15 protein-coding genes are annotated in these 21162 nt (G+C 44.4%); 12 read left to right on the top strand and 3 right to left on the bottom strand.

Features of this window, described 5'->3' with window-relative positions:
- Positions 1–135: 135 nt before the first annotated feature.
- From secA to minJ, 9 genes are all read left to right on the top strand, one after another.
- A complete protein-coding gene (secA, locus tag MHH79_RS18130) occupies positions 136–2661 on the top strand; it encodes a preprotein translocase subunit SecA (protein ID WP_100505882.1) in 2526 nt (841 codons plus the stop codon).
- 69 nt (positions 2662–2730) lie between these two features.
- Positions 2731–3832, top strand: a protein-coding gene (gene prfB, locus MHH79_RS18125; protein ID WP_010886623.1) for a peptide chain release factor 2 whose coding sequence is annotated in 2 segments (ribosomal slippage) — positions 2731–2802 and positions 2804–3832 — 1101 coding nt in all. Because the reading frame shifts where the segments join, the coding sequence is not laid out codon by codon here.
- A gap of 165 nt (positions 3833–3997) precedes the next feature.
- Positions 3998–4843 (top strand): YitT family protein, encoded by an 846-nt coding sequence (locus MHH79_RS18120; protein ID WP_015483762.1) that lies wholly within the window; start codon positions 3998–4000, stop codon positions 4841–4843.
- Positions 4844–4891: 48 nt separating this feature from the next.
- Complete coding sequence (gene cccB, locus MHH79_RS18115; protein WP_015483761.1) at positions 4892–5230, top strand: cytochrome c551; 339 nt, start codon at positions 4892–4894, stop codon at positions 5228–5230.
- Positions 5231–5463: 233 nt separating this feature from the next.
- Positions 5464–6150 carry a cell division ATP-binding protein FtsE gene (gene ftsE, locus MHH79_RS18110; protein ID WP_003228039.1) on the top strand — a complete coding sequence of 229 codons (687 nt, stop codon included), beginning with the start codon at positions 5464–5466 and terminating at the stop codon, positions 6148–6150.
- Complete coding sequence (gene ftsX / locus MHH79_RS18105; protein ID WP_015251119.1) at positions 6143–7033, top strand: permease-like cell division protein FtsX; 891 nt, start codon at positions 6143–6145, stop codon at positions 7031–7033. Before ftsE ends, ftsX begins: the two co-directional genes overlap by 8 nt.
- 139 nt (positions 7034–7172) lie before the next feature.
- On the top strand, positions 7173–8615 hold the full coding sequence (ctpB, locus tag MHH79_RS18100) for a carboxy-terminal processing protease CtpB (protein ID WP_003228041.1): 1443 nt from the start codon (positions 7173–7175) through the stop codon (positions 8613–8615).
- A gap of 383 nt (positions 8616–8998) precedes the next feature.
- Complete coding sequence (gene swrA, locus MHH79_RS18095) at positions 8999–9352, top strand: swarming motility protein SwrAA (protein ID WP_015251121.1); 354 nt, start codon at positions 8999–9001, stop codon at positions 9350–9352.
- A gap of 78 nt (positions 9353–9430) precedes the next feature.
- On the top strand, positions 9431–10624 hold the full coding sequence (minJ, locus tag MHH79_RS18090; RefSeq protein WP_123373731.1) for a cell division topological determinant MinJ: 1194 nt from the start codon (positions 9431–9433) through the stop codon (positions 10622–10624).
- 47 nt (positions 10625–10671) lie between these two features.
- Here the strand turns inward: minJ and MHH79_RS18085 are convergent, their stop codons facing one another.
- The 3 genes from MHH79_RS18085 to MHH79_RS18075 all read right to left on the bottom strand — a co-directional run bounded on the left by MHH79_RS18085 (position 10672) and on the right by MHH79_RS18075 (position 15177).
- Positions 10672–12006: an MFS transporter gene (locus MHH79_RS18085; RefSeq protein WP_029725985.1), complete on the bottom strand. Its 1335-nt coding sequence runs from the start codon at positions 12004–12006 to the stop codon at positions 10672–10674.
- Between the two features lie 30 nt (positions 12007–12036).
- The gene (locus MHH79_RS18080; RefSeq protein ID WP_017695297.1) at positions 12037–12606 is read right to left on the bottom strand and encodes a TetR/AcrR family transcriptional regulator; all 570 of its coding nucleotides are present in this window, start codon (positions 12604–12606) and stop codon (positions 12037–12039) included.
- Positions 12607–12681: 75 nt separating this feature from the next.
- A complete protein-coding gene (locus MHH79_RS18075; RefSeq protein WP_340034787.1) occupies positions 12682–15177 on the bottom strand; it encodes a PEP/pyruvate-binding domain-containing protein in 2496 nt (831 codons plus the stop codon).
- Positions 15178–15615: 438 nt separating this feature from the next.
- On the opposite strand from MHH79_RS18075, the gene MHH79_RS18070 reads away from it, so the two are divergent.
- From MHH79_RS18070 to uvrA, 3 genes are all read left to right on the top strand, one after another.
- On the top strand, positions 15616–15846 hold the full coding sequence (locus tag MHH79_RS18070) for a CsbA family protein (protein WP_003228053.1): 231 nt from the start codon (positions 15616–15618) through the stop codon (positions 15844–15846).
- 185 nt (positions 15847–16031) lie between these two features.
- Complete coding sequence (gene uvrB / locus MHH79_RS18065) at positions 16032–18017, top strand: excinuclease ABC subunit UvrB (RefSeq protein WP_003228054.1); 1986 nt, start codon at positions 16032–16034, stop codon at positions 18015–18017.
- 7 nt (positions 18018–18024) lie between these two features.
- Entirely contained in the window at positions 18025–20898 is a 2874-nt protein-coding gene (uvrA, locus tag MHH79_RS18060; RefSeq protein ID WP_116315800.1) for an excinuclease ABC subunit UvrA, read from the top strand.
- Positions 20899–21162: the final 264 nt, after the last annotated feature.

Raw genomic sequence — 21162 nt, 5'->3', positions numbered from 1 at the left:
GTTTTTGTTTTTCTTATTTGCAAATTCTTTGGAAATAACAAAAGGTATGATATGATAATGAGAGGTATACATGGACTAGTAAATTATTTATACATGCCTCTAAAATAGGCATGTGATGATAGAGGAGCGTTATAAATGCTTGGAATTTTAAATAAAATGTTTGATCCAACAAAACGTACGCTGAATAGATACGAAAAAATTGCTAACGATATTGATGCGATTCGCGGAGACTATGAAAATCTCTCTGACGAAGCGTTGAAACATAAAACAATTGAATTTAAAGAGCGTCTTGAAAAAGGGGCGACAACGGATGATCTTCTTGTTGAAGCTTTCGCTGTTGTTCGAGAAGCTTCACGCCGCGTAACAGGCATGTTTCCGTTTAAAGTCCAGCTCATGGGGGGCGTGGCGCTTCATGACGGAAATATAGCGGAAATGAAAACAGGGGAAGGGAAAACATTAACGTCTACCCTGCCTGTTTATTTAAATGCGTTAACAGGTAAAGGCGTACACGTCGTGACTGTCAACGAATACTTGGCAAGCCGTGACGCTGAGCAGATGGGGAAAATTTTCGAGTTTCTCGGTCTGACTGTCGGTTTGAATTTAAACTCAATGTCAAAAGACGAAAAACGGGAAGCTTATGCCGCTGACATTACTTACTCTACAAACAATGAGCTTGGCTTCGACTATTTGCGTGACAATATGGTTCTTTATAAAGAGCAGATGGTTCAGCGCCCGCTTCATTTTGCGGTAATAGATGAAGTTGACTCTATTTTAATTGATGAAGCGAGAACACCGCTTATCATTTCTGGACAAGCTGCAAAATCCACTAAGCTGTACGTACAGGCAAATGCTTTTGTCCGTACGTTAAAAGCGGAGAAGGATTACACGTACGATATCAAAACAAAAGCTGTACAGCTTACTGAAGAAGGAATGACGAAGGCGGAAAAAGCGTTCGGCATCGATAACCTCTTTGATGTGAAGCATGTCGCGCTCAACCACCATATCAACCAAGCCTTAAAAGCTCACGTTGCGATGCAAAAGGACGTTGACTATGTAGTGGAAGACGGACAGGTTGTTATTGTTGATTCCTTCACGGGACGTCTGATGAAAGGCCGCCGCTACAGTGAGGGGCTTCACCAGGCGATTGAAGCGAAGGAAGGGCTTGAGATTCAAAACGAAAGCATGACCTTGGCGACGATTACGTTCCAAAACTACTTCCGGATGTACGAAAAACTTGCCGGTATGACGGGTACGGCTAAGACAGAGGAAGAAGAATTCCGCAACATCTACAACATGCAGGTTGTCACGATCCCTACCAACAGGCCAGTTGTCCGTGATGACCGCCCGGATTTAATTTACCGCACGATGGAAGGAAAGTTTAAGGCAGTTGCGGAGGATGTCGCACAGCGTTACATGACGGGACAGCCTGTTCTAGTCGGTACGGTTGCCGTTGAAACATCTGAATTGATTTCTAAGCTGCTTAAAAACAAAGGAATTCCGCATCAAGTGTTAAATGCCAAAAACCATGAACGTGAAGCGCAGATCATTGAAGAGGCCGGCCAAAAAGGCGCAGTGACGATTGCGACTAACATGGCGGGGCGCGGAACGGACATTAAGCTTGGCGAAGGTGTAAAAGAGCTTGGCGGACTCGCTGTTGTCGGAACAGAACGACATGAATCACGCCGGATTGACAATCAGCTTCGAGGTCGTTCCGGACGTCAGGGAGACCCGGGGATCACTCAATTTTATCTTTCTATGGAAGATGAATTGATGCGCAGATTCGGAGCTGAGCGGACAATGGCGATGCTCGACCGCTTCGGCATGGACGACTCTACTCCAATCCAAAGCAAAATGGTATCTCGCGCGGTTGAATCGTCTCAAAAACGCGTCGAAGGCAATAACTTCGATTCGCGTAAACAGCTTCTGCAATATGATGATGTTCTCCGCCAGCAGCGTGAGGTCATTTATAAGCAGCGCTTTGAAGTCATTGACTCTGAAAACCTGCGTGAAATCGTTGAAAATATGATCAAGTCTTCTCTCGAACGCGCAATTGCAGCCTATACGCCAAGAGAAGAGCTTCCTGAGGAGTGGAAGCTTGACGGTCTCGTTGATCTTATCAACACAACTTATCTTGATGAAGGTGCGCTTGAGAAGAGCGATATCTTCGGTAAAGAACCGGATGAAATGCTTGAGCTCATTATGGATCGTATCATCACAAAATATAATGAGAAGGAAGAGCAATTCGGCAAAGAGCAAATGCGCGAATTCGAAAAAGTTATCGTTCTTCGTGCCGTTGATTCTAAATGGATGGATCATATTGATGCGATGGATCAGCTCCGCCAAGGGATTCACCTTCGTGCTTACGCACAGACGAACCCGCTTCGTGAGTATCAAATGGAAGGCTTTGCGATGTTTGAGCATATGATTGAATCAATTGAGGACGAAGTCGCAAAATTTGTGATGAAAGCTGAGATTGAAAACAATCTGGAGCGTGAAGAGGTTGTACAAGGCCAAACAACAGCTCATCAGCCGCAAGAAGGCGACGATAACAAAAAAGCAAAGAAAGCACCGGTTCGCAAAGTGGTTGATATCGGACGAAATGCCCCATGCCACTGCGGAAGCGGGAAAAAATATAAAAATTGCTGCGGCCGTACTGAATAGTTCGCTCCGGCAAGTTTACTGACCGCGGCGCCTGCAGGCGCCTGCGTATATTTTAATGAGGTGAATGAAATGGAATTATCAGAAATCAGAGCAGAGCTCGAAAATATGGCTTCTCGTTTAGCGGACTTTAGGGGGTCTCTTTGACCTCGAATCAAAGGAGGCCCGCATTGCTGAGCTAGATGAACAAATGGCTGATCCGGAATTCTGGAATGATCAGCAAAAAGCTCAAACGGTTATAAATGAAGCAAACGGTTTAAAGGATTATGTCAATTCGTATAAAAAATTGAATGAATCTCACGAAGAATTACAAATGACTCATGATCTTTTGAAAGAAGAGCCGGACACTGATCTCCAGCTTGAGCTTGAAAAAGAACTAAAATCATTAACAAAAGAGTTCAATGAGTTTGAGCTTCAGCTTCTTCTCAGCGAGCCGTATGATAAAAATAACGCGATTTTAGAACTGCACCCTGGTGCTGGCGGTACAGAGTCACAGGACTGGGGCTCTATGCTTCTTAGAATGTATACAAGATGGGGAGAGCGCCGCGGCTTTAAAGTAGAAACACTCGATTACCTTCCAGGTGACGAGGCTGGAATCAAGTCAGTGACATTGCTCATCAAAGGACACAACGCTTACGGGTATCTCAAAGCAGAAAAAGGTGTCCATCGTCTTGTGCGGATCTCACCATTTGATTCATCAGGCCGCCGCCACACATCTTTCGTTTCATGTGAAGTCATGCCTGAATTTAATGATGAAATTGATATTGATATTCGTACGGAGGATATTAAAGTTGACACGTACCGTGCAAGCGGCGCGGGCGGACAGCACGTCAATACGACGGATTCAGCCGTTCGGATTACTCACTTGCCGACGAACGTAGTTGTGACATGCCAAACGGAGCGCTCACAAATTAAAAACCGTGAAAGAGCCATGAAAATGCTGAAGGCCAAGCTGTATCAGCGCAGAATTGAAGAGCAGCAGGCAGAGCTGGATGAAATTCGCGGTGAACAAAAAGAAATCGGCTGGGGCAGCCAAATCCGTTCTTATGTATTCCATCCGTATTCCATGGTAAAAGACCATCGGACCAATACAGAAATGGGGAACGTTCAAGCTGTAATGGATGGTGACATTGATACGTTCATTGATGCCTACCTCCGTTCTAAGCTTTCATAAGCTGAAAAACACACCTGATGCATACGGGTGTGTTTTTTTATTCCTTATATCCTTGATTTCACTGCTGCTTTAGCATATTACCACTGTATTTGGGTGTTATTTACATCTAATCAGGGAAGGATTAAAATGCTATCGGAGAGCATTGGAAGAAACGGAGGATATATGATGGACGTACGGAATAAAACATTGTGGATTTTGCGGGATTATGTATACATATTGTTAGGAGCAGCGATTACGGCCGTGTCCTTTAATGTATTTTTGCTTCCGAACAAGATTGCCGCCGGCGGTGTCAGCGGGATCAGTACGATTTTACAATCATATGGTTTTGAAGCAGCGTATGTACAGTGGATTATTAATATCCCTTTATTTATTGCTGGCGTCATTTTGCTCGGCGGGAAATTTGGACTAAAGACACTTGCAGGTTCTGTGTTTTTGCCGCTAGTAGTGTTTTTGACAAGGGATATTCAGCCCGCCACTCATCATGAACTCTTGGCGGCGATTTTTGGCGGTGTCGGGATAGGTATCGGAATTGGTATTGTGTACTTAGGGAAAGGTTCGACGGGAGGTACAGCCTTGGCTGCACAGATCATTCATAAGTACTCCGGTCTGTCATTGGGGAAGTGCCTCGCCATCATTGACGGAATGATTGTTGTTACGGCTATGATCGTATTTAATATTGAGCAAGGCTTATATGCCATGCTTGGCGTCTATGTGTCCAGCAAAACCATTGATGTTGTGCAAGTCGGCTTTAATCGCTCAAAAATGGCACTCATCATTACAAAGCAGGAGCAGGCTGTCAAGGAGGCTGTCTTACAGAAGATTGACAGAGGCGTGACAAAAATTTCTGCAGTCGGCGGATATACTGACGATGACCGTCCGATTTTAATGTGCGTGGTTGGGCAAACTGAATTCACCAAATTGAAACAAATCGTCAAACAGATTGATGAGTCAGCTTTTGTAATTGTAGCAGACGCGAGCGAGGTGCTGGGCGAGGGTTTCAAACGCGCTTAAACGAGGTTATAATATGGAAGAGATCGTAAAGGAGTTGTGCTTCTCAACATGAAATCAAAGTTATCGATACTAATGCTTGGATTTGCGCTTTCTGTTCTGTTGGCTGCCTGCGGATCAAACGATGCAAAAGAAGAGAAGACAGACACCGGCAGCAAGACGGAAGCCACTGCATCTGAAGGGGAAGAATTATATCAGCAAAGCTGCGTAGGCTGCCACGGCAAGGATTTAGAAGGTGTGTCAGGGCCTAATCTCCAAGAGGTCGGAGGCAAATACGATGAACACAAAATTGAAGGCATTATTAAAAACGGCCGCGGCAATATGCCAAAGGGGCTTGTAGATGATAACGAAGCCGCTGTTATTGCCAAATGGCTGTCAGAAAAAAAGTAAGATAAAAACATCCTTGCTGAGTGCCGGCAAGGATGTTTTTATGCTTTGACAATATGAATGAAAAGAAACTGTAATAGTATTATGTCTAAATTTGACGTATAATGAAGTGTATTGAAAAAGGGAACTTTCAGATTTTTCATCTTTTTACAAATGAATGGGTCATAAATTGTCGAATGCATTCGAAGAGTATGACCGTGTGATAGATAAAATGATATAAAAGATTAGGTGATTTCATGATAGAGATGAAGGAAGTATATAAAGCCTATCCGAACGGCGTAAAAGCGCTCAATGGGATTTCTGTTACCATTCATCCCGGCGAGTTTGTGTATGTTGTTGGTCCGAGCGGAGCGGGTAAATCTACTTTTATTAAAATGATTTACAGAGAAGAAAAACCGACAAAAGGACAAATTTTAATCAATCATAAAGATCTCGCGACAATTAAAGAAAAAGAGATTCCTTTCGTGCGCCGCAAAATAGGCGTTGTCTTTCAGGATTTCAAGCTTCTTCCGAAACTTACTGTTTTTGAAAATGTGGCATTTGCCCTTGAAGTGATTGGAGAACAGCCGTCTGTCATTAAGAAACGGGTGCTTGAAGTGCTTGATCTCGTGCAGCTGAAGCATAAAGCGCGACAATTTCCTGACCAGCTTTCAGGCGGGGAGCAGCAGCGTGTATCTATTGCCAGATCAATTGTGAACAACCCTGATGTTGTCATTGCTGATGAACCGACAGGAAACCTTGATCCGGATACGTCTTGGGAAGTCATGAAGACGCTGGAGGAAATTAACAACCGCGGGACAACAGTGGTGATGGCGACACATAATAAAGAAATCGTAAACACCATGAAGAAACGTGTCATTGCAATCGAAGATGGTATCATTGTGCGTGATGAGTCAAGAGGGGAGTATGGTTCATATGATTAAAATTCTCGGGCGCCACTTGCGTGAGAGTTTTAAATCTCTCGGGAGAAACACATGGATGACATTTGCATCCATTAGTGCTGTAACCGTTACGCTGATTTTAGTCGGCGTGTTTTTAGTGATTATGCTGAATTTGAATAACATGGCCACGAATGCTGAAAAACAAGTTGAAATCAAAGTGCTGGTTGATCTGACTGCAGATCAGAAGGCACAGGACAAGCTTCAGAACGATATTAAGGAACTGAAGGGCATACAGAGTGTCACTTTTTCATCTAAAGAAAAAGAGCTTGACCAGCTGGTTGACAGTTTTGGTGACAGCGGAAAATCCCTGACAATGAAGGATCAGGAAAACCCGCTTAATGATGCGTTTGTCGTCAAAACGACAGATCCGCATGATACACCGAACGTGGCGAAAAAGATTGAAAAAATGGATCATGTTTATAAAGTCACTTATGGAAAAGAAGAGGTCAGCCGTTTGTTTAAAGTGGTCGGCGTTTCCCGCAACATTGGAATCGCGTTAATTATCGGCCTGGTATTTACGGCGATGTTCTTAATTTCCAACACCATTAAAATTACAATTTTCGCAAGAAGAAAAGAAATTGAAATCATGAAGCTTGTCGGTGCGACAAACTGGTTTATCCGCTGGCCGTTTTTCCTTGAAGGATTGCTGCTAGGCGTATTTGGTTCTGTGATTCCGATTGCACTGGTGCTGAGCACTTACCAATACGTCATCGGATGGGTCGTTCCAAAGGTTCAAGGATCATTTGTCTCTCTTCTTCCTTATAATCCATTTGTATTCCAAGTTTCGCTAGTGCTGATTGCAATCGGCGCAGTAATTGGAGTATGGGGAAGTCTGACTTCCATCCGCAAGTTTCTGCGAGTATAAAGTGAAAAAGCCGTTCCGCTTTCGGGACGGCTTTTCATTTGCCTTCTTTTTCTTCTATGATTACATGAAATCTCCATCCTTTACATATACTATCTCTAGGTTTTGGTAAAGACAGTCTGGCATACAGGAGGAGTAAAGGATGAATCAAAAAATAATGGCTGTGATAGCAGCAGGGAGCATGCTGTTCGGAGGCGCCGGTGTATATGCGGGAATCAACCTGCTTGAGATGGATAAGCCCCAGACTGCAGCAGTTCCCGCGACGGCACAAGCTGACTCTGAACGGGATAAAGCTATGGACAAAATCGAAAAAGCGTATGAGTTAATTTCGAATGAGTACGTAGAAAAAGTAGATAGAGAAAAGCTGCTCGAGGGAGCCATCCAGGGAATGCTGTCTACGCTAAATGATCCTTATTCTGTTTACATGGACAAGCAGACAGCTAAGCAATTTTCTGATTCTCTTGATTCCTCATTTGAAGGCATCGGGGCTGAGGTTGGCATGGAAGACGGCAAAATTATTATTGTTTCCCCATTCAAGAAATCGCCAGCGGAAAAAGCCGGGTTGAAGCCTAATGATGAAATTATCAGCATCAATGGAGAATCGATGGCCGGCAAGGATTTAAACCACGCTGTGTTAAAAATAAGAGGAAAAAAAGGGTCCAGCGTTTCAATGAAGATTCAGCGGCCTGGAACGAAGAAGCAGCTGTCATTCCGGATCAAGAGAGCTGAGATTCCGCTCGAAACGGTTTTTGCATCAGAGAAAAAAGTACAGGGGCATTCTGTCGGATATATTGCCATCTCTACTTTTTCTGAGCACACCGCAGAGGATTTTGCAAAAGCGCTGAGGGAGCTTGAGAAAAAAGAAATAGAAGGACTTGTCATTGATGTACGCGGCAACCCGGGCGGATATCTTCAAAGTGTGGAAGAAATTCTTAAGCATTTCGTTACAAAGGACCAGCCGTATATTCAGATTGCTGAACGCAATGGAGATAAAAAACGTTATTTTTCAACATTGACCCATAAAAAAGCGTACCCTGTCAATGTGATTACGGATAAAGGAAGTGCCTCTGCATCAGAAATTCTTGCCGGCGCATTAAAGGAAGCTGGCCATTATGATGTTGTAGGCGATACGTCTTTTGGAAAGGGAACGGTTCAACAGGCTGTGCCAATGGGGGACGGCAGCAACATCAAATTAACGCTTTACAAGTGGCTGACGCCAAATGGAAATTGGATTCATAAGAAAGGAATTGAACCGACCATTGCGATTAAGCAGCCCGATTATTTTTCTGCCGGGCCCTTACAGCTGAAAGAGCCGCTTAAAGTGGACATGAACAATGAAGACGTCAAGCATGCGCAGGTATTGTTAAAAGGTCTCAGCTTTGATCCGGGACGTGAGGATGGCTATTTCAGCAAAGACATGAAAAAAGCGGTTATGGCCTTTCAGGATCAAAACAAGCTGAATAAAACCGGTGTGATCGACACTCGCACTGCAGAGACATTAAATCAGCAGATAGAAAAGAAAAAATCAGATGAAAAAAATGATTTGCAGCTTCAAACAGCATTGAAATCATTATTTGTCAATTAAAGGAGATGGTATTCCATCTCCTGTTTCTTTGTGCTTAAAGAGATTATGGATCATAAGTCACATAAAAAATGAGTTTTTGACAAGAAATTAAAAAAATTTTCACAAATAAACATTTATAAAGGACTGTTATTACCCGATATCAATATATGAGAGAGACTTTCTAACGAGTTAATATGCATTTAAAATGAAACTTTTGCAAGTTGCCTAGTCTTTGTTTACTTCATACAATATAAGAAGGTTCTAAAAAGAACAGTAATCAGGTTAATGGCAGCTGAACGACAGGTATTTAAAGAGTAACGTTAGCGAGAATGCTTGTTAGCACTCCAGTACTGCTGCTTATACTGGCCCGTGCTTATCTGTATAAAGAAAATGGGGGTTCACAATTGAAGAGGGCAAGTATTGTGCGTGAAAAAAAATATTATGAATTAGTGGAACAATTAAAAGACAGAACACAAGACGTAACATTTTCAGCTACAAAAGCACTAAGTCTTCTTATGCTGTTCAGCAGATATTTGGTCAATTACACCAATGTCGAATCAGTAAATGACATTAATGAGGAATGCGCCAAACATTATTTTAACTACTTAATGAAAAACCATAAGCGATTAGGAATTAATCTGACAGATATAAAAAGGTCGATGCATCTAATCAGCGGGTTATTGGATGTGGATGTAAACCACTATTTAAAGGATTTTTCACTATCGAATGTCACGCTGTGGATGACGCAAGAGAGATAAACTCTCCTGAGGATATCCAAGCCATTTAATATTTGATAGAATATGAGTAACATGTTTGGCTTGAGGCGGTGAGAGATAGTGTCTGTTCAATGGGGAATTGAACTGTTAAAAAGCGCGGGCTTGTTCTTCTTACACCCGCTTTTCTGGTTTTTTATCATCATAACCCTGGCTTTCGGCTATGTAAGAATCAAACGGGAACGAAAAACCTTTCATACAAGAATAGCAGATATTTATGATGATCTGAAATTTACATATACAAAGGGACTGATTCCAGGTCTTCTTTTGTCAGTTATTTTAGGTGGACTCGGAATATCGATTCCTCTCGGTTTACTTGCGATTATTGCCGTTATCACTGCAGCGGCAGCGTTCACTCTTCGCGCAAACTGGATGTCTGCTGCATATATCGTCAGTGTGAGTATGCTGATAGGTTTTGGACTGCAAATATATCAGGCGGAGCCCTTTCTAGAGAGATTTCCGCAAGGATTTGCAGTTGTTTGGCCGGCTGTGGCTGTGTTTCTAGGTTTGCTGATTATCACTGAAGGAGCGGTTGCTTATCGTTCTGCGCATGTGAGAACATCACCGGCACTTGTCGTAAGCAGCCGCGGTTTGCCGATCGGACAGCAGCTGGCAAACCGGGTTTGGCTTTTGCCGCTGTTCCTTCTCGTGCCCGGTAATGGTTTAGAATCGCACCTTAGCTGGTGGCCCGTGTTTACTGTTCCCGGCGGCTCATTCCATTTTCTATGGATTCCTTACTTTGTCGGATTTGGACAAAGGGTACAGGGATCGCTGCCTGAAACGAGTATAAGGATCACAGCGAAACGCGTTTGTATTCTCGGTCTTGCCGTCGCAGTTCTCGGTGCAGCGAGCCTACTGTGGACGCCGCTTACGGGTGCAGCGGTCTGTACTGCTTTGTTAGGGCGTATTTTTCTGTCCATGAAGCAAAGAGTGAATGATAACGCGGCTCCGTTTTATTTCTCGAAAAGGGATCAGGGCTTAATGGTGCTTGGGATTATCCCCAATACGCCGGCTGAGGATCTGGAATTGAAAATCGGGGAAATCATAACGAAAGTCAATGGCATACCGGTTAAGAACGTTTCTGATTTCTATGAAGCGCTTCAGCATAACCGTGCATATGTAAAGCTTGAAATTATCGGTTTGAATGGAGAAATTCGTTTTGACCAGCGAGCTTCTTATGAAGGAGAACATCATGAATTGGGCATCCTCTTCGTAAAGGATGACCGTGAAGACGAAGCAGCCGCTTCTGGATCATAAAAGGCAGCCCGGCACCGCAGGAAGATGCGATGCCGGGCTGTTTTGTGTTACGCTGAGTTTTTTTCTATCCGTGCCGTTTCATCAGATTTGATGCCCAATGAAACAAAAACGCCGATGATGGATACAGCAAAGAGAATCATAAATAGGATGTGATATCCCGAAATCAGGCCAATTAAGGCTGATGAAATGATGCTTCCGAAATAACGGAAGGTCGAGAAAATCCCGGATGCCACTCCTGACATACCGGGGTCTACTGTGGCAAGGGATGAAACCTGCATGCTGGTCAGACCGACTCCGGAAGCGAGCCCGCCAAGGATAAGAGAGAGCATGAGGAACAAGACAGAATGCGAGCTGCTTAAAAGCAGAAATAATAGATTCGCACCAGCCATCATGGCAAATGAAAGAAAAATGATTTTTTTGGCTCCCCATTTGTGATGGAGCTGCGCGCCCACCCAGTTGCTGGCTGACATGAAGATCGAAAATACAGAAAGCGCCATCCCGCTGTTAGACGTATTAAGCCCAAATTGGTTCGTCATAAATAACGGCATAATCAATAAGACGGCATACATCATCAAATTGCTTAACAAGACTGATAGATTCGCATTTGTAAAGGTTGAGCTTTTAAACAGTGCAAAGTCAATGATGGGGTGCTGGGTACGTTTTTCTCTTCTGAAAAAAAGCGGAACAAAAAGAAGTATCAATACACTGTATACCGCATATCCCCATGGAGCCTCATTTTTCGTCAGCAGGATAATGGAAACGATGCTGCCTGCAAGCAAGAGAGAGCCGATGATATCCAGCGGCGCGTCAGATTTATTTTCTTTATATTGAGGAAACATCGTTAATGCCGTAAATAAAGCAATGGCGAGGAACGGGATGTTGACCCAAAAAATCGAATGCCAGCTGAAGCTGTCAATCAGTATAGAGCCGATAAAAGGCCCGAGTGCTGCACCAAGTCCTGCGCCTAGTCCGAAAAATCCAAACACTTTCGGTAGGCGTTTTTCAGAAACAACATGCCGGATAATGGCAATGCTGTTTGGCGTAAGCAATGCCCCGCCGACAGCCTGCAATGCCCGAAAGACAATTAACAGGAGCAGACTCGGTGAAAGGGCGCAGCCTAGAGATGCGATTAGAAAAAGGCCGACTCCCCATAAGTACATTGTTTTATTGCCGTACATGTCACCGAGCTTCCCTGCAATCGGCTGTGTGACTGCCATCACGATTAAATAAACGGTAACCACCCAAGTGATGCTTGCGATGGACTCGTTATACGTATGGGAAATAGATGAGAGCGCGACCGCGATCATCGTTGAGTTAATGGGAACCAGAATGGCCCCCAATAATAGCGAGACGATCAGCGCCCATTCTTTTCTTGAGCTCATTGGGATCCTCCTTTTTATTATGCCAAGGAGTTAATCAGCAGAAATTCCTTTGACAAATAGAGCTGTGCTGTGCTCCAGCATTTTTTCCTGGGGCATTGATATGACCCGGTCTCCTAAGTGGAGACGGTGAATGAAATAACCGAAGATAATCGACATGAACACGTCGGAATTCTCCGCTTCATTTCCTGTCTGAATAACCCCTTTCTCACCCATCGTTTTGAGATAATCAACCAATAGCTGTTTCATAGATTGGGGATATTCAGTGACGTGGTTAATGACATCCTGAAACATGGCAGGTTCACGAAAGCTGATTTTAATGATATCTTTTCTATGTTCGAGCTCCTCCAAGAGACAGGTTCCGATATGAAGCAGATCTTTGTACAAATCCCCTTCTGTTTGTTCCAAAATGCTGCCTCTGTTTGAAGAATGCTGAGAAAGCAAAGCCTCAACTAGTCCTTGTTTGTTTTTAAAGTTCCTGAAAATCGTCGCTTCACTTACATTTGCTTTTTCTGCAATTTCTTTTGTAGTTGTTGCGCGATATCCTTTTTTGACGAGCAGCTGCATGGCAGCGTCAAGGATTCTCTTGTTTGTCGGTCTCAATACGTTTCACCTCACGAGTATACTGGCAGGACAAGTATACACCCGCCCCGCTTGTATAAGAAAGAGGGGGACGCATCAGGACCGGCTGACAACTGTGATTTTGCCGCTGCTTCCGTCAACAGTGATGATGTCACTGTCTCGCAGTCTTTCGGTTGCCGTGCGTGTGCCGAGAACGGCTGGAATGCCGTATTCACGAGCAATAATCGCAGCGTGAGACAAAATGCCGCCTGTGTCTGTAATAATCGCTTTGGCGTCTTGAAACAGGCTGGTCCATAGCGGTGTGGTCATCTTGCAAACGAGTACGTCCCCAGGCGCGAATTGAGAAAATTCATTGGCGTCCCGAATGATTTTCACCGGACCTGTCGCAATGCCGCTTGATGCCGCAATGCCAAAAATATGATTCTCTGTGTTTTTTTCATCCTCTATCACAGCGCCGACAATTTCTTCAGCAGCTTTGAGCTGTTCTTTTGTCGGGGTGCCGAGATAGGCAGGGGCTTGGGCCAGCTCATACTCATGAAAAATCTGTCTGCGTTTTTCAGCCTTTTCTTGCAGGGATACAGGGTGAAGAAGCGCTTGTTCCACTTCGTCATCATATAAGAACCAAAGGTCCTCACGATCTTGAATGACACCGTTTTCCGCCAGCAATTCACCTATCTTCAGCAGAAAGATTCTCGCCTTGGCATCCAGCATGGCGTCAATATAAAAGTGGTGATCATCTTTTATATTTGCAGAGTTCAGTGTCCATTGATAATAGCGGTCAAATTCGGTGCGGAAACCGGGATCTTCTATGTTTTCCAAGAATTCATTGTATAATTTCTCTCGTTTTTCTTTCGTTTTCTGAAATTCATTGTCAAAATGATAGCCATTACGGACATAATTTTGAATATTGGCCAGAGCGAAATACGGATTTTCCACCCAGATTTGTTCGATCAGATCATGACTTTTAACAGATCTCCATCCGTATTCTTGCAAGAATTCATGGACGTTCTTCAGGAAGTGTCTCCCCTCATCTGTTTGTTCCAATTTCTCCTGGAGCTGTTCAGGCTTGTTGTTTTCAAAAATGGCCAGAAGGTTCGGGTTCTCCTGAACTTCCACAGAAAATAACCATAAGCAACGGTCCGTTTCCAGTGATTTGTTCATTTTTCCTGTCAGCATTTCGTAAAAATGAGCGTTTTCGGACTCTCCTTGAATGTCCTGATACATCGCTTGCAGTTTGTTTGTTAAAAGGATTTGCGGGAAAACGATATTGAAGTGCTCTTCATAAGCCGTGAGATAAAAGGCCTTTAGTTTTTGAAAAGCATCCAGTGCGCTTTCTGCGGTATGCTCAGTTTGTGCGAGCTGGTCCAGTGTCCGGTAAAAAGGGAGGTATGTGTGATTGATGATGTCATACATATGCTCCGATAAAATCGGGAAAAGCTCTTTGCCGCAGTCTTCAGAAGGAGGCTGCTGTCCGCCTTGGTTTTTGGAATAAATATGTCCGCGATAAAGTTTTACTTCATCAACAACTACACCAATCGGAAACTTTTGCATGCTCTTCTTCAAGCCATATTCCAATGCCGGCACGATGAAGGATGAAAATAACGGACTCACCGGACCTTCAATATTAGACTCCATGTTAAGCCAGAAATCATTCATATCAGTGTCGGTAATCATGAAGCTGCGTTTTTCTTCTGCCGCTTTTTTGTCCTGATCAATGGTTGTAATCGGGCGAGCTTGCAGAAGGTATATTTGATGATCAGCAATTCCAAATTCTATATCAACAGGATATCCGTACAGGTCTTCGGTTTTTTTTGTGATTTCAGCCAATTCAATCACTTGTTCATCTGTAAGGCAAAAACGGCTGCGCATGTCTTCACTCGTTTCTTTTTCAGCAATTCCTTCTGCCGCAGACTCCATGTAGATTTCCTTTGCACCCATTTCTTTCTGAATCTCAAACGAAGATTTATTAACAATGAACGTGTCTGGGGTAACACTTCCTGAAACAACAGCTTCACCCAACCCGTAGCTGGCGCTGATTAAAAGCTCTCTATCATCATGGGTAACAGGATTGCGGCTGAAGATAACACCTGACATTTCTGAATCGATCAGCCCCTGAACGACTATTCCCATTAACGGCTCTGCGATTTGATTGTTCATTTTTTTCTTATAGCTGCTGACCCGCCCAGAAAAAAATGAGGCCCAGCATTCTTTCACTTTAGCCAGAAACTCTTCCTCTGTTTTGATATTTAAGTAGGTTTCATATTGACCCGCGAATGAGGCGCCTTCTAAATCTTCCGAGGCAGACGAAGAACGCACGGCTACGGATCGATATGATTCTCTAAGCTTATAAAAGGAACTAGTCAGCTCATTTTTCAGCTCATCCGAAAATGTTCCGGAAATGATCCCGCTTTCGACGTTTTCACTAGTCTCTTGAAGCTGGTTGTCCTCCATAAAACGTGCGAGCGCATTCGTTTGAATAATAAACCCGTCCGGAACAGGAAGACCGTGTTTGGTCAATTTAATCAAATTCATTCCTTTTGCTCCAGCCAGCTGGCTGGACTCTTCTGCCTGGCGAAATAAAACAGAATACATATTTGAAACCCCTCTTTCCTTCATTTTGTTTTTCTCTCTAGTTTTTATGACGGAGCCAGTGTTCAAAAATGATAGTGAACACTATCGTTCAATTGTAGGTTTTCAGGAAAATGCTGTCAAACGCAGAAAGTCCTAAATAAAATGAATAGTTAAGTTAGTTAGATTATCATGAAAAATGCGGCCGTACTGGTACTGTATGCCTATTTTCTTTTATTCTCGGAATCTGGCGGCGGACTTGATGATGTAATAAAAAAGGTGCCGCTGATTAGAACAGCGGCACCATGGAATAAGTTTTGACCGGCACCAAAATGCAAATATGGTGATTGATTTTAGCTGAAAAGGGGTATGGTGTAGCAGAGGGAGCGAATGCACGATTGTCCGATTCTTCATTTTTTACTATAATCAGATCAGATGAAGAATCCCTGAGGAGGGTTTTTGTTGATTACAAAAGCCGTTTTTGCATTGTTTTTCCCTTTTATGCTTGTTGTTCTATTTACTAGAGTCACCTTTAATCATTATGTGGCGATCGCTTTAACAGCTGCATTGCTGTTTGCCTCTTATTTAAAAGGCTATACAGAAACGTATTTTATTGTAGGATTGGATGTTGTGTCTCTTGTGGCTGGCGGACTGTATATGGCCAAAAAAGCTGCTGAGAAAAAAGAAGAATAAATCGGACATAATGAATATAAAGACTGAATACCTGCTTTTACGTTTTAAAAGCAGGTTTTTTATACACAAAAACAGCTGGAAATAAAAAACCACCGAACTTTAGTTCGTATTTTTGGTGATTTTGCTTTCCATTGTGTTACTATATCTATAGGAAGATTTCGTTAAAGAAACGGAGGCTTATTTTTGTGAAAGATCGCTTTGAGTTAGTCTCGAAATATCAGCCCCAGGGAGATCAGCCGAAAGCCATTGAAAAGCTTGTGAAAGGAATTCAGGAGGGCAAGAAGCATCAGACTCTGCTGGGTGCGACAGGAACTGGGAAAACATTTACGGTGTCTAATTTGATTAAAGAAGTCAATAAGCCGACTCTCGTGATTGCCCATAACAAAACCCTTGCTGGACAGCTTTACAGTGAGTTCAAGGAATTTTTTCCGAACAATGCTGTCGAGTATTTTGTCAGCTACTATGATTATTATCAGCCGGAGGCGTATGTGCCTCAAACGGATACATTTATAGAGAAAGACGCTAGTATTAATGATGAAATTGATAAACTGAGACACTCCGCCACATCAGCTTTGTTTGAGCGCAGAGATGTCATTATTATTGCGAGTGTGTCTTGTATATACGGCCTCGGTTCGCCTGAGGAATACCGGGAAATGGTTGTGTCACTGCGGACTGAAATGGAAATTGAGCGCAACGAGCTGCTCAGAAAACTTGTAGACATCCAATATGCCCGCAACGATATCGACTTTCAGCGCGGTACATTTCGTGTGCGCGGGGATGTAGTGGAAATCTTTCCGGCATCTCGTGATGAGCATTGTATCAGAGTTGAATTTTTCGGTGACGAAATCGAACGGATTCGGGAAGTGGATGCGCTGACAGGAGAAATTCTCGGCGACCGAGATCATGTTGCGATTTTCCCGGCTTCCCACTTCGTAACGCGGGCCGAGAAAATGGAGAAGGCGATTCAAAATATCGAGAAGGAGCTTGAGGAGCAGCTGAAGGTCATGCACGAAAACGGAAAACTCCTTGAAGCGCAGCGTTTAGAGCAGCGGACAAGATATGATCTTGAAATGATGCGTGAAATGGGTTTCTGCTCCGGCATCGAGAACTATTCAAGACATTTGACTCTGCGGCCTCCAGGTTCAACGCCGTACACGCTTCTTGATTATTTCCCAGACGATTTTATGATCGTGGTGGATGAGTCGCATGTGACAATTCCTCAGGTGCGAGGCATGTTTAACGGAGACCAGGCGCGGAAACAGGTGCTCGTGGATCACGGCTTCCGGCTTCCATCAGCGCTTGATAACCGTCCGCTTCGTTTTGAGGAATTTGAAAAGCATATGCACAATATCGTGTATGTATCAGCAACACCAGGGCCGTACGAGATTGAACATACAGATGAAATGGTCGAACAGATCATTCGTCCGACGGGGCTTCTTGACCCGCTTATTGACGTCCGTCCAATCGAAGGTCAGATTGACGACTTGATCGGCGAAATTCAAGCAAGAATCGAGCGGAATGAACGGGTGCTTGTGACAACTTTGACGAAGAAGATGTCAGAGGATCTGACCGATTATTTAAAGGAAATCGGCATTAAAGTAAACTATCTGCATTCTGAGATCAAGACGCTTGAACGGATTGAAATTATCCGCGACCTGCGCCTTGGCAAGTACGATGTGCTTGTCGGCATCAACCTGCTGAGGGAAGGTTTGGACATTCCCGAAGTATCCCTTGTTGCGATTTTGGATGCGGATAAGGAAGGTTTCCTTCGTTCGGAGCGGTCGCTGATCCAGACCATCGGACGGGCAGCGAGAAATGCGGAAGGCCGCGTCATTATGTACGCCGATAAAATAACGAAGTCTATGGAAATTGCGATTAATGAAACAAAACGCCGCCGCGAGCAGCAGGAGCGGTTTAACGAAGAGCACGGCATTACGCCGAAAACGATAAATAAAGAAATTCGCGATGTCATTCGTGCCACAGTAGCAGCTGAGGATAAAGCGGAATACAAAACAAAAGCCGCGCCGAAGCTGTCGAAAATGACGAAGAAAGAACGCCAGAAAGTCGTTGAACAGATGGAGCATGAAATGAAGGAAGCCGCCAAGGCGCTTGACTTTGAAAGAGCCGCGGAGCTTCGCGATTTACTTTTAGAGCTAAAAGCGGAAGGATGATGAACAAATGGCTATGGATCGGATAGAGGTGAAGGGAGCCAGGGCGCATAACCTGAAAAATATAGATGTAACGATTCCGAGAGATCAGCTTGTCGTTGTCACGGGTTTGTCCGGATCAGGTAAATCCTCCCTTGCCTTTGACACGATATATGCTGAAGGACAGAGACGGTATGTCGAGTCGCTGTCTGCTTATGCCCGCCAGTTTTTAGGGCAAATGGATAAGCCTGATGTGGATGCAATTGAGGGGCTCTCTCCCGCCATCAGCATCGATCAGAAAACAACGAGCCGCAATCCGAGGTCTACTGTCGGTACGGTAACTGAGATTTATGACTATCTGCGTCTTTTATATGCGAGAGTAGGGAAGCCTCATTGTCCGGAGCACGGAATTGAGATTACATCCCAGACCATCGAGCAAATGGTGGACAGAATTCTGGAATACCCGGAACGGACGAAGCTTCAGGTGCTGGCGCCGATTGTCTCGGGCCGAAAAGGCGCTCATGTCAAAGTGCTTGAACAGATTAGAAAACAAGGCTATGTCAGAGTCAGAATTGACGGCGAGATGGCTGAGCTTTCCGACGATATCGAATTAGAAAAGAACAAGAAGCATTCCATTGAGGTAGTCATTGACCGGATTGTCGTGAAAGAAGGCGTGGCAGCACGGCTGTCAGATTCATTGGAAACGGCGCTCCGTTTAGGTGAAGGACGGGTTATGATCGATGTCATCGGTGAGGAAGAGCTGATGTTCAGCGAGCATCATGCCTGTCCGCACTGCGGATTTTCAATTGGTGAACTTGAGCCGCGTCTGTTTTCGTTTAACAGTCCGTTCGGGGCGTGTCCGACGTGTGACGGTCTCGGAATGAAGCTTGAAGTGGATGCCGATCTTGTCATCCCCAATCAAGATTTGTCATTGAAGGAGAATGCGGTCGCCCCTTGGACACCGATCAGCTCACAATATTATCCTCAGCTGCTTGAGGCAGTCTGCACCCACTACGGGATTGATATGGATGTGCCGGTCAAAGATTTGCCGAAGCATCAACTGGATAAAGTGCTGTACGGCAGCGGAGATGACCTGATTTATTTCCGATATGAAAATGATTTTGGACAAATCCGTGAAGGTGAAATTCAATTTGAAGGCGTATTGCGCAACATTGAAAGACGATATAAGGAGACAGGCTCCGATTTCATCCGTGAGCAAATGGAGCAGTATATGTCTCAGAAATCTTGTCCGACGTGCAAAGGCTATCGGTTAAAGAAAGAGGCGCTTGCCGTACTGATTGACGGCCGCCACATTGGAAAAATTACCGAGCTGTCTGTCGCCGACGCACTTGCCTTCTTTAAAGATCTCACCCTTTCTGAGAAGGATATGCAGATCGCCAATTTGATTTTGCGCGAAATTGTGGAGCGCTTAAGCTTTCTGGACAAAGTCGGCCTCGATTACCTGACATTGAGCAGGGCAGCGGGTACATTGTCCGGGGGAGAGGCGCAGCGCATCAGGCTGGCGACTCAAATTGGCTCGCGTTTATCCGGTGTGCTTTATATTTTAGATGAGCCGTCTATCGGTCTGCATCAGCGTGATAACGACCGCTTGATCAGCGCTCTGAAAAATATGAGAGACCTCGGGAACACGCTGATTGTTGTCGAACATGATGAGGACACGATGATGGCAGCAGATTATTTAATAGATATTGGACCGGGAGCCGGCATTCACGGCGGACAGGTGATATCTGCGGGTACACCGGAAGAAGTGATGGAAGATCCAAACTCATTAACGGGCAGCTATTTATCAGGGAAAAAGTTTATCCCATTACCTCCTGAAAGAAGAAAGCCGGACGGACGTTACATTGAAATTAAAGGTGCTTCAGAAAACAACCTGAAAAAAGTGAATGCCAAGTTCCCGCTTGGGACGTTTACAGCAGTTACAGGTGTTTCCGGTTCAGGAAAGAGTACACTCGTTAATGAAATTTTGCATAAGGCGCTGGCGCAAAAGCTTCATAAAGCGAAAGCGAAGCCCGGCAGCCATAAAGAGATTAAAGGTTTGGATCATTTAGACAAAGTCATTGACATTGACCAGGCGCCAATCGGAAGAACGCCGAGATCCAACCCTGCGACATACACCGGTGTATTTGATGACATTCGTGATGTATTCGCGCAGACAAATGAAGCGAAGGTCCGCGGCTATAAAAAAGGCCGTTTCAGCTTCAACGTGAAGGGCGGACGATGTGAAGCCTGCCGCGGAGACGGGATTATTAAAATTGAAATGCACTTCCTTCCTGACGTATACGTTCCATGCGAGGTGTGTCACGGCAAACGCTATAACCGTGAAACACTTGAAGTGGCGTACAAAGGAAAAAGCATCTCTGATGTGCTTGATATGACGGTTGAAGATGCTCTTTCTTTCTTTGAAAATATCCCGAAAATCAAACGCAAGCTCCAAACCCTTTATGATGTTGGTTTAGGTTATATTACGCTCGGCCAGCCGGCGACGACCTTGTCAGGCGGAGAAGCGCAGCGCGTGAAGCTCGCGTCAGAGCTGCACAAACGCTCGACCGGACGCACGCTCTACATTTTAGACGAGCCGACGACAGGTTTGCATGTCGACGATATCGCCAGGCTTCTTGTCGTGCTGCAACGGTTGGTAGACAACGGAGACACTGTACTGGTTATTGAGCACAACCTTGATATCATTAAGACGGCCGATTACATTGTGGATTTGGGCCCGGAAGGCGGGGCCGGAGGCGGAACCATTGTCGCGTCAGGAACGCCTGAGGAAATCACTGAAGTGGAAGAATCATATACAGGCCGTTATTTGAAGCCTGTTATCGAACGTGACAAAACACGCATGAAATCGCTCTTGAAAGCGAAAGAAACAGCTACATCTTAAAACCCTCTGTTAAGAGGGGACAGCTTGTCAGCAAGTCCATCCTTGGGCTTAGCAGGCAAGCTTTTTCTTTACGGCATAATAGGTTTAGAATCGTCTTTGGGTAAAATTTCTTTGGGGAAACGCCTAAACATTTACAAATTGCTGTCGATATATGAATTGAAAGGCGGATAATGATTTCCAAATTAAGCAGACAAACCCTATTAAGGGGCTTAAAGGCATCCTTAAGCAATAACTGAATCTACATAGGTTAGAAGCTTTATTGGA

The sequence above is a fragment of the Bacillus sp. FSL K6-0993 genome (assembly GCF_037977205.1).
GTDB lineage: Bacteria > Bacillota > Bacilli > Bacillales > Bacillaceae > Bacillus > Bacillus subtilis.
This window is presented reverse-complemented; position numbering and strand designations above follow the sequence as displayed.

What these genes read in the sequence shown, in the direction of transcription:
- MHH79_RS18075 (WP_340034787.1), bottom strand. Translation starts at nt 15,177, where the DNA reads ATGTATTCTGTTTTATTTCGCCAGGCAGAAGAGTCCAGCCAGCTGGCT.
- secA (WP_100505882.1), top strand. Translation starts at nt 136, where the DNA reads ATGCTTGGAATTTTAAATAAAATGTTTGATCCAACAAAACGTACGCTG.
- uvrA (WP_116315800.1), top strand. Translation starts at nt 18,025, where the DNA reads ATGGCTATGGATCGGATAGAGGTGAAGGGAGCCAGGGCGCATAACCTG.
- ftsE (WP_003228039.1), top strand. Translation starts at nt 5,464, where the DNA reads ATGATAGAGATGAAGGAAGTATATAAAGCCTATCCGAACGGCGTAAAA.
- MHH79_RS18120 (WP_015483762.1), top strand. Translation starts at nt 3,998, where the DNA reads ATGGACGTACGGAATAAAACATTGTGGATTTTGCGGGATTATGTATAC.
- cccB (WP_015483761.1), top strand. Translation starts at nt 4,892, where the DNA reads ATGAAATCAAAGTTATCGATACTAATGCTTGGATTTGCGCTTTCTGTT.
- ftsX (WP_015251119.1), top strand. Translation starts at nt 6,143, where the DNA reads ATGATTAAAATTCTCGGGCGCCACTTGCGTGAGAGTTTTAAATCTCTC.
- ctpB (WP_003228041.1), top strand. Translation starts at nt 7,173, where the DNA reads ATGAATCAAAAAATAATGGCTGTGATAGCAGCAGGGAGCATGCTGTTC.
- MHH79_RS18085 (WP_029725985.1), bottom strand. Translation starts at nt 12,006, where the DNA reads ATGAGCTCAAGAAAAGAATGGGCGCTGATCGTCTCGCTATTATTGGGG.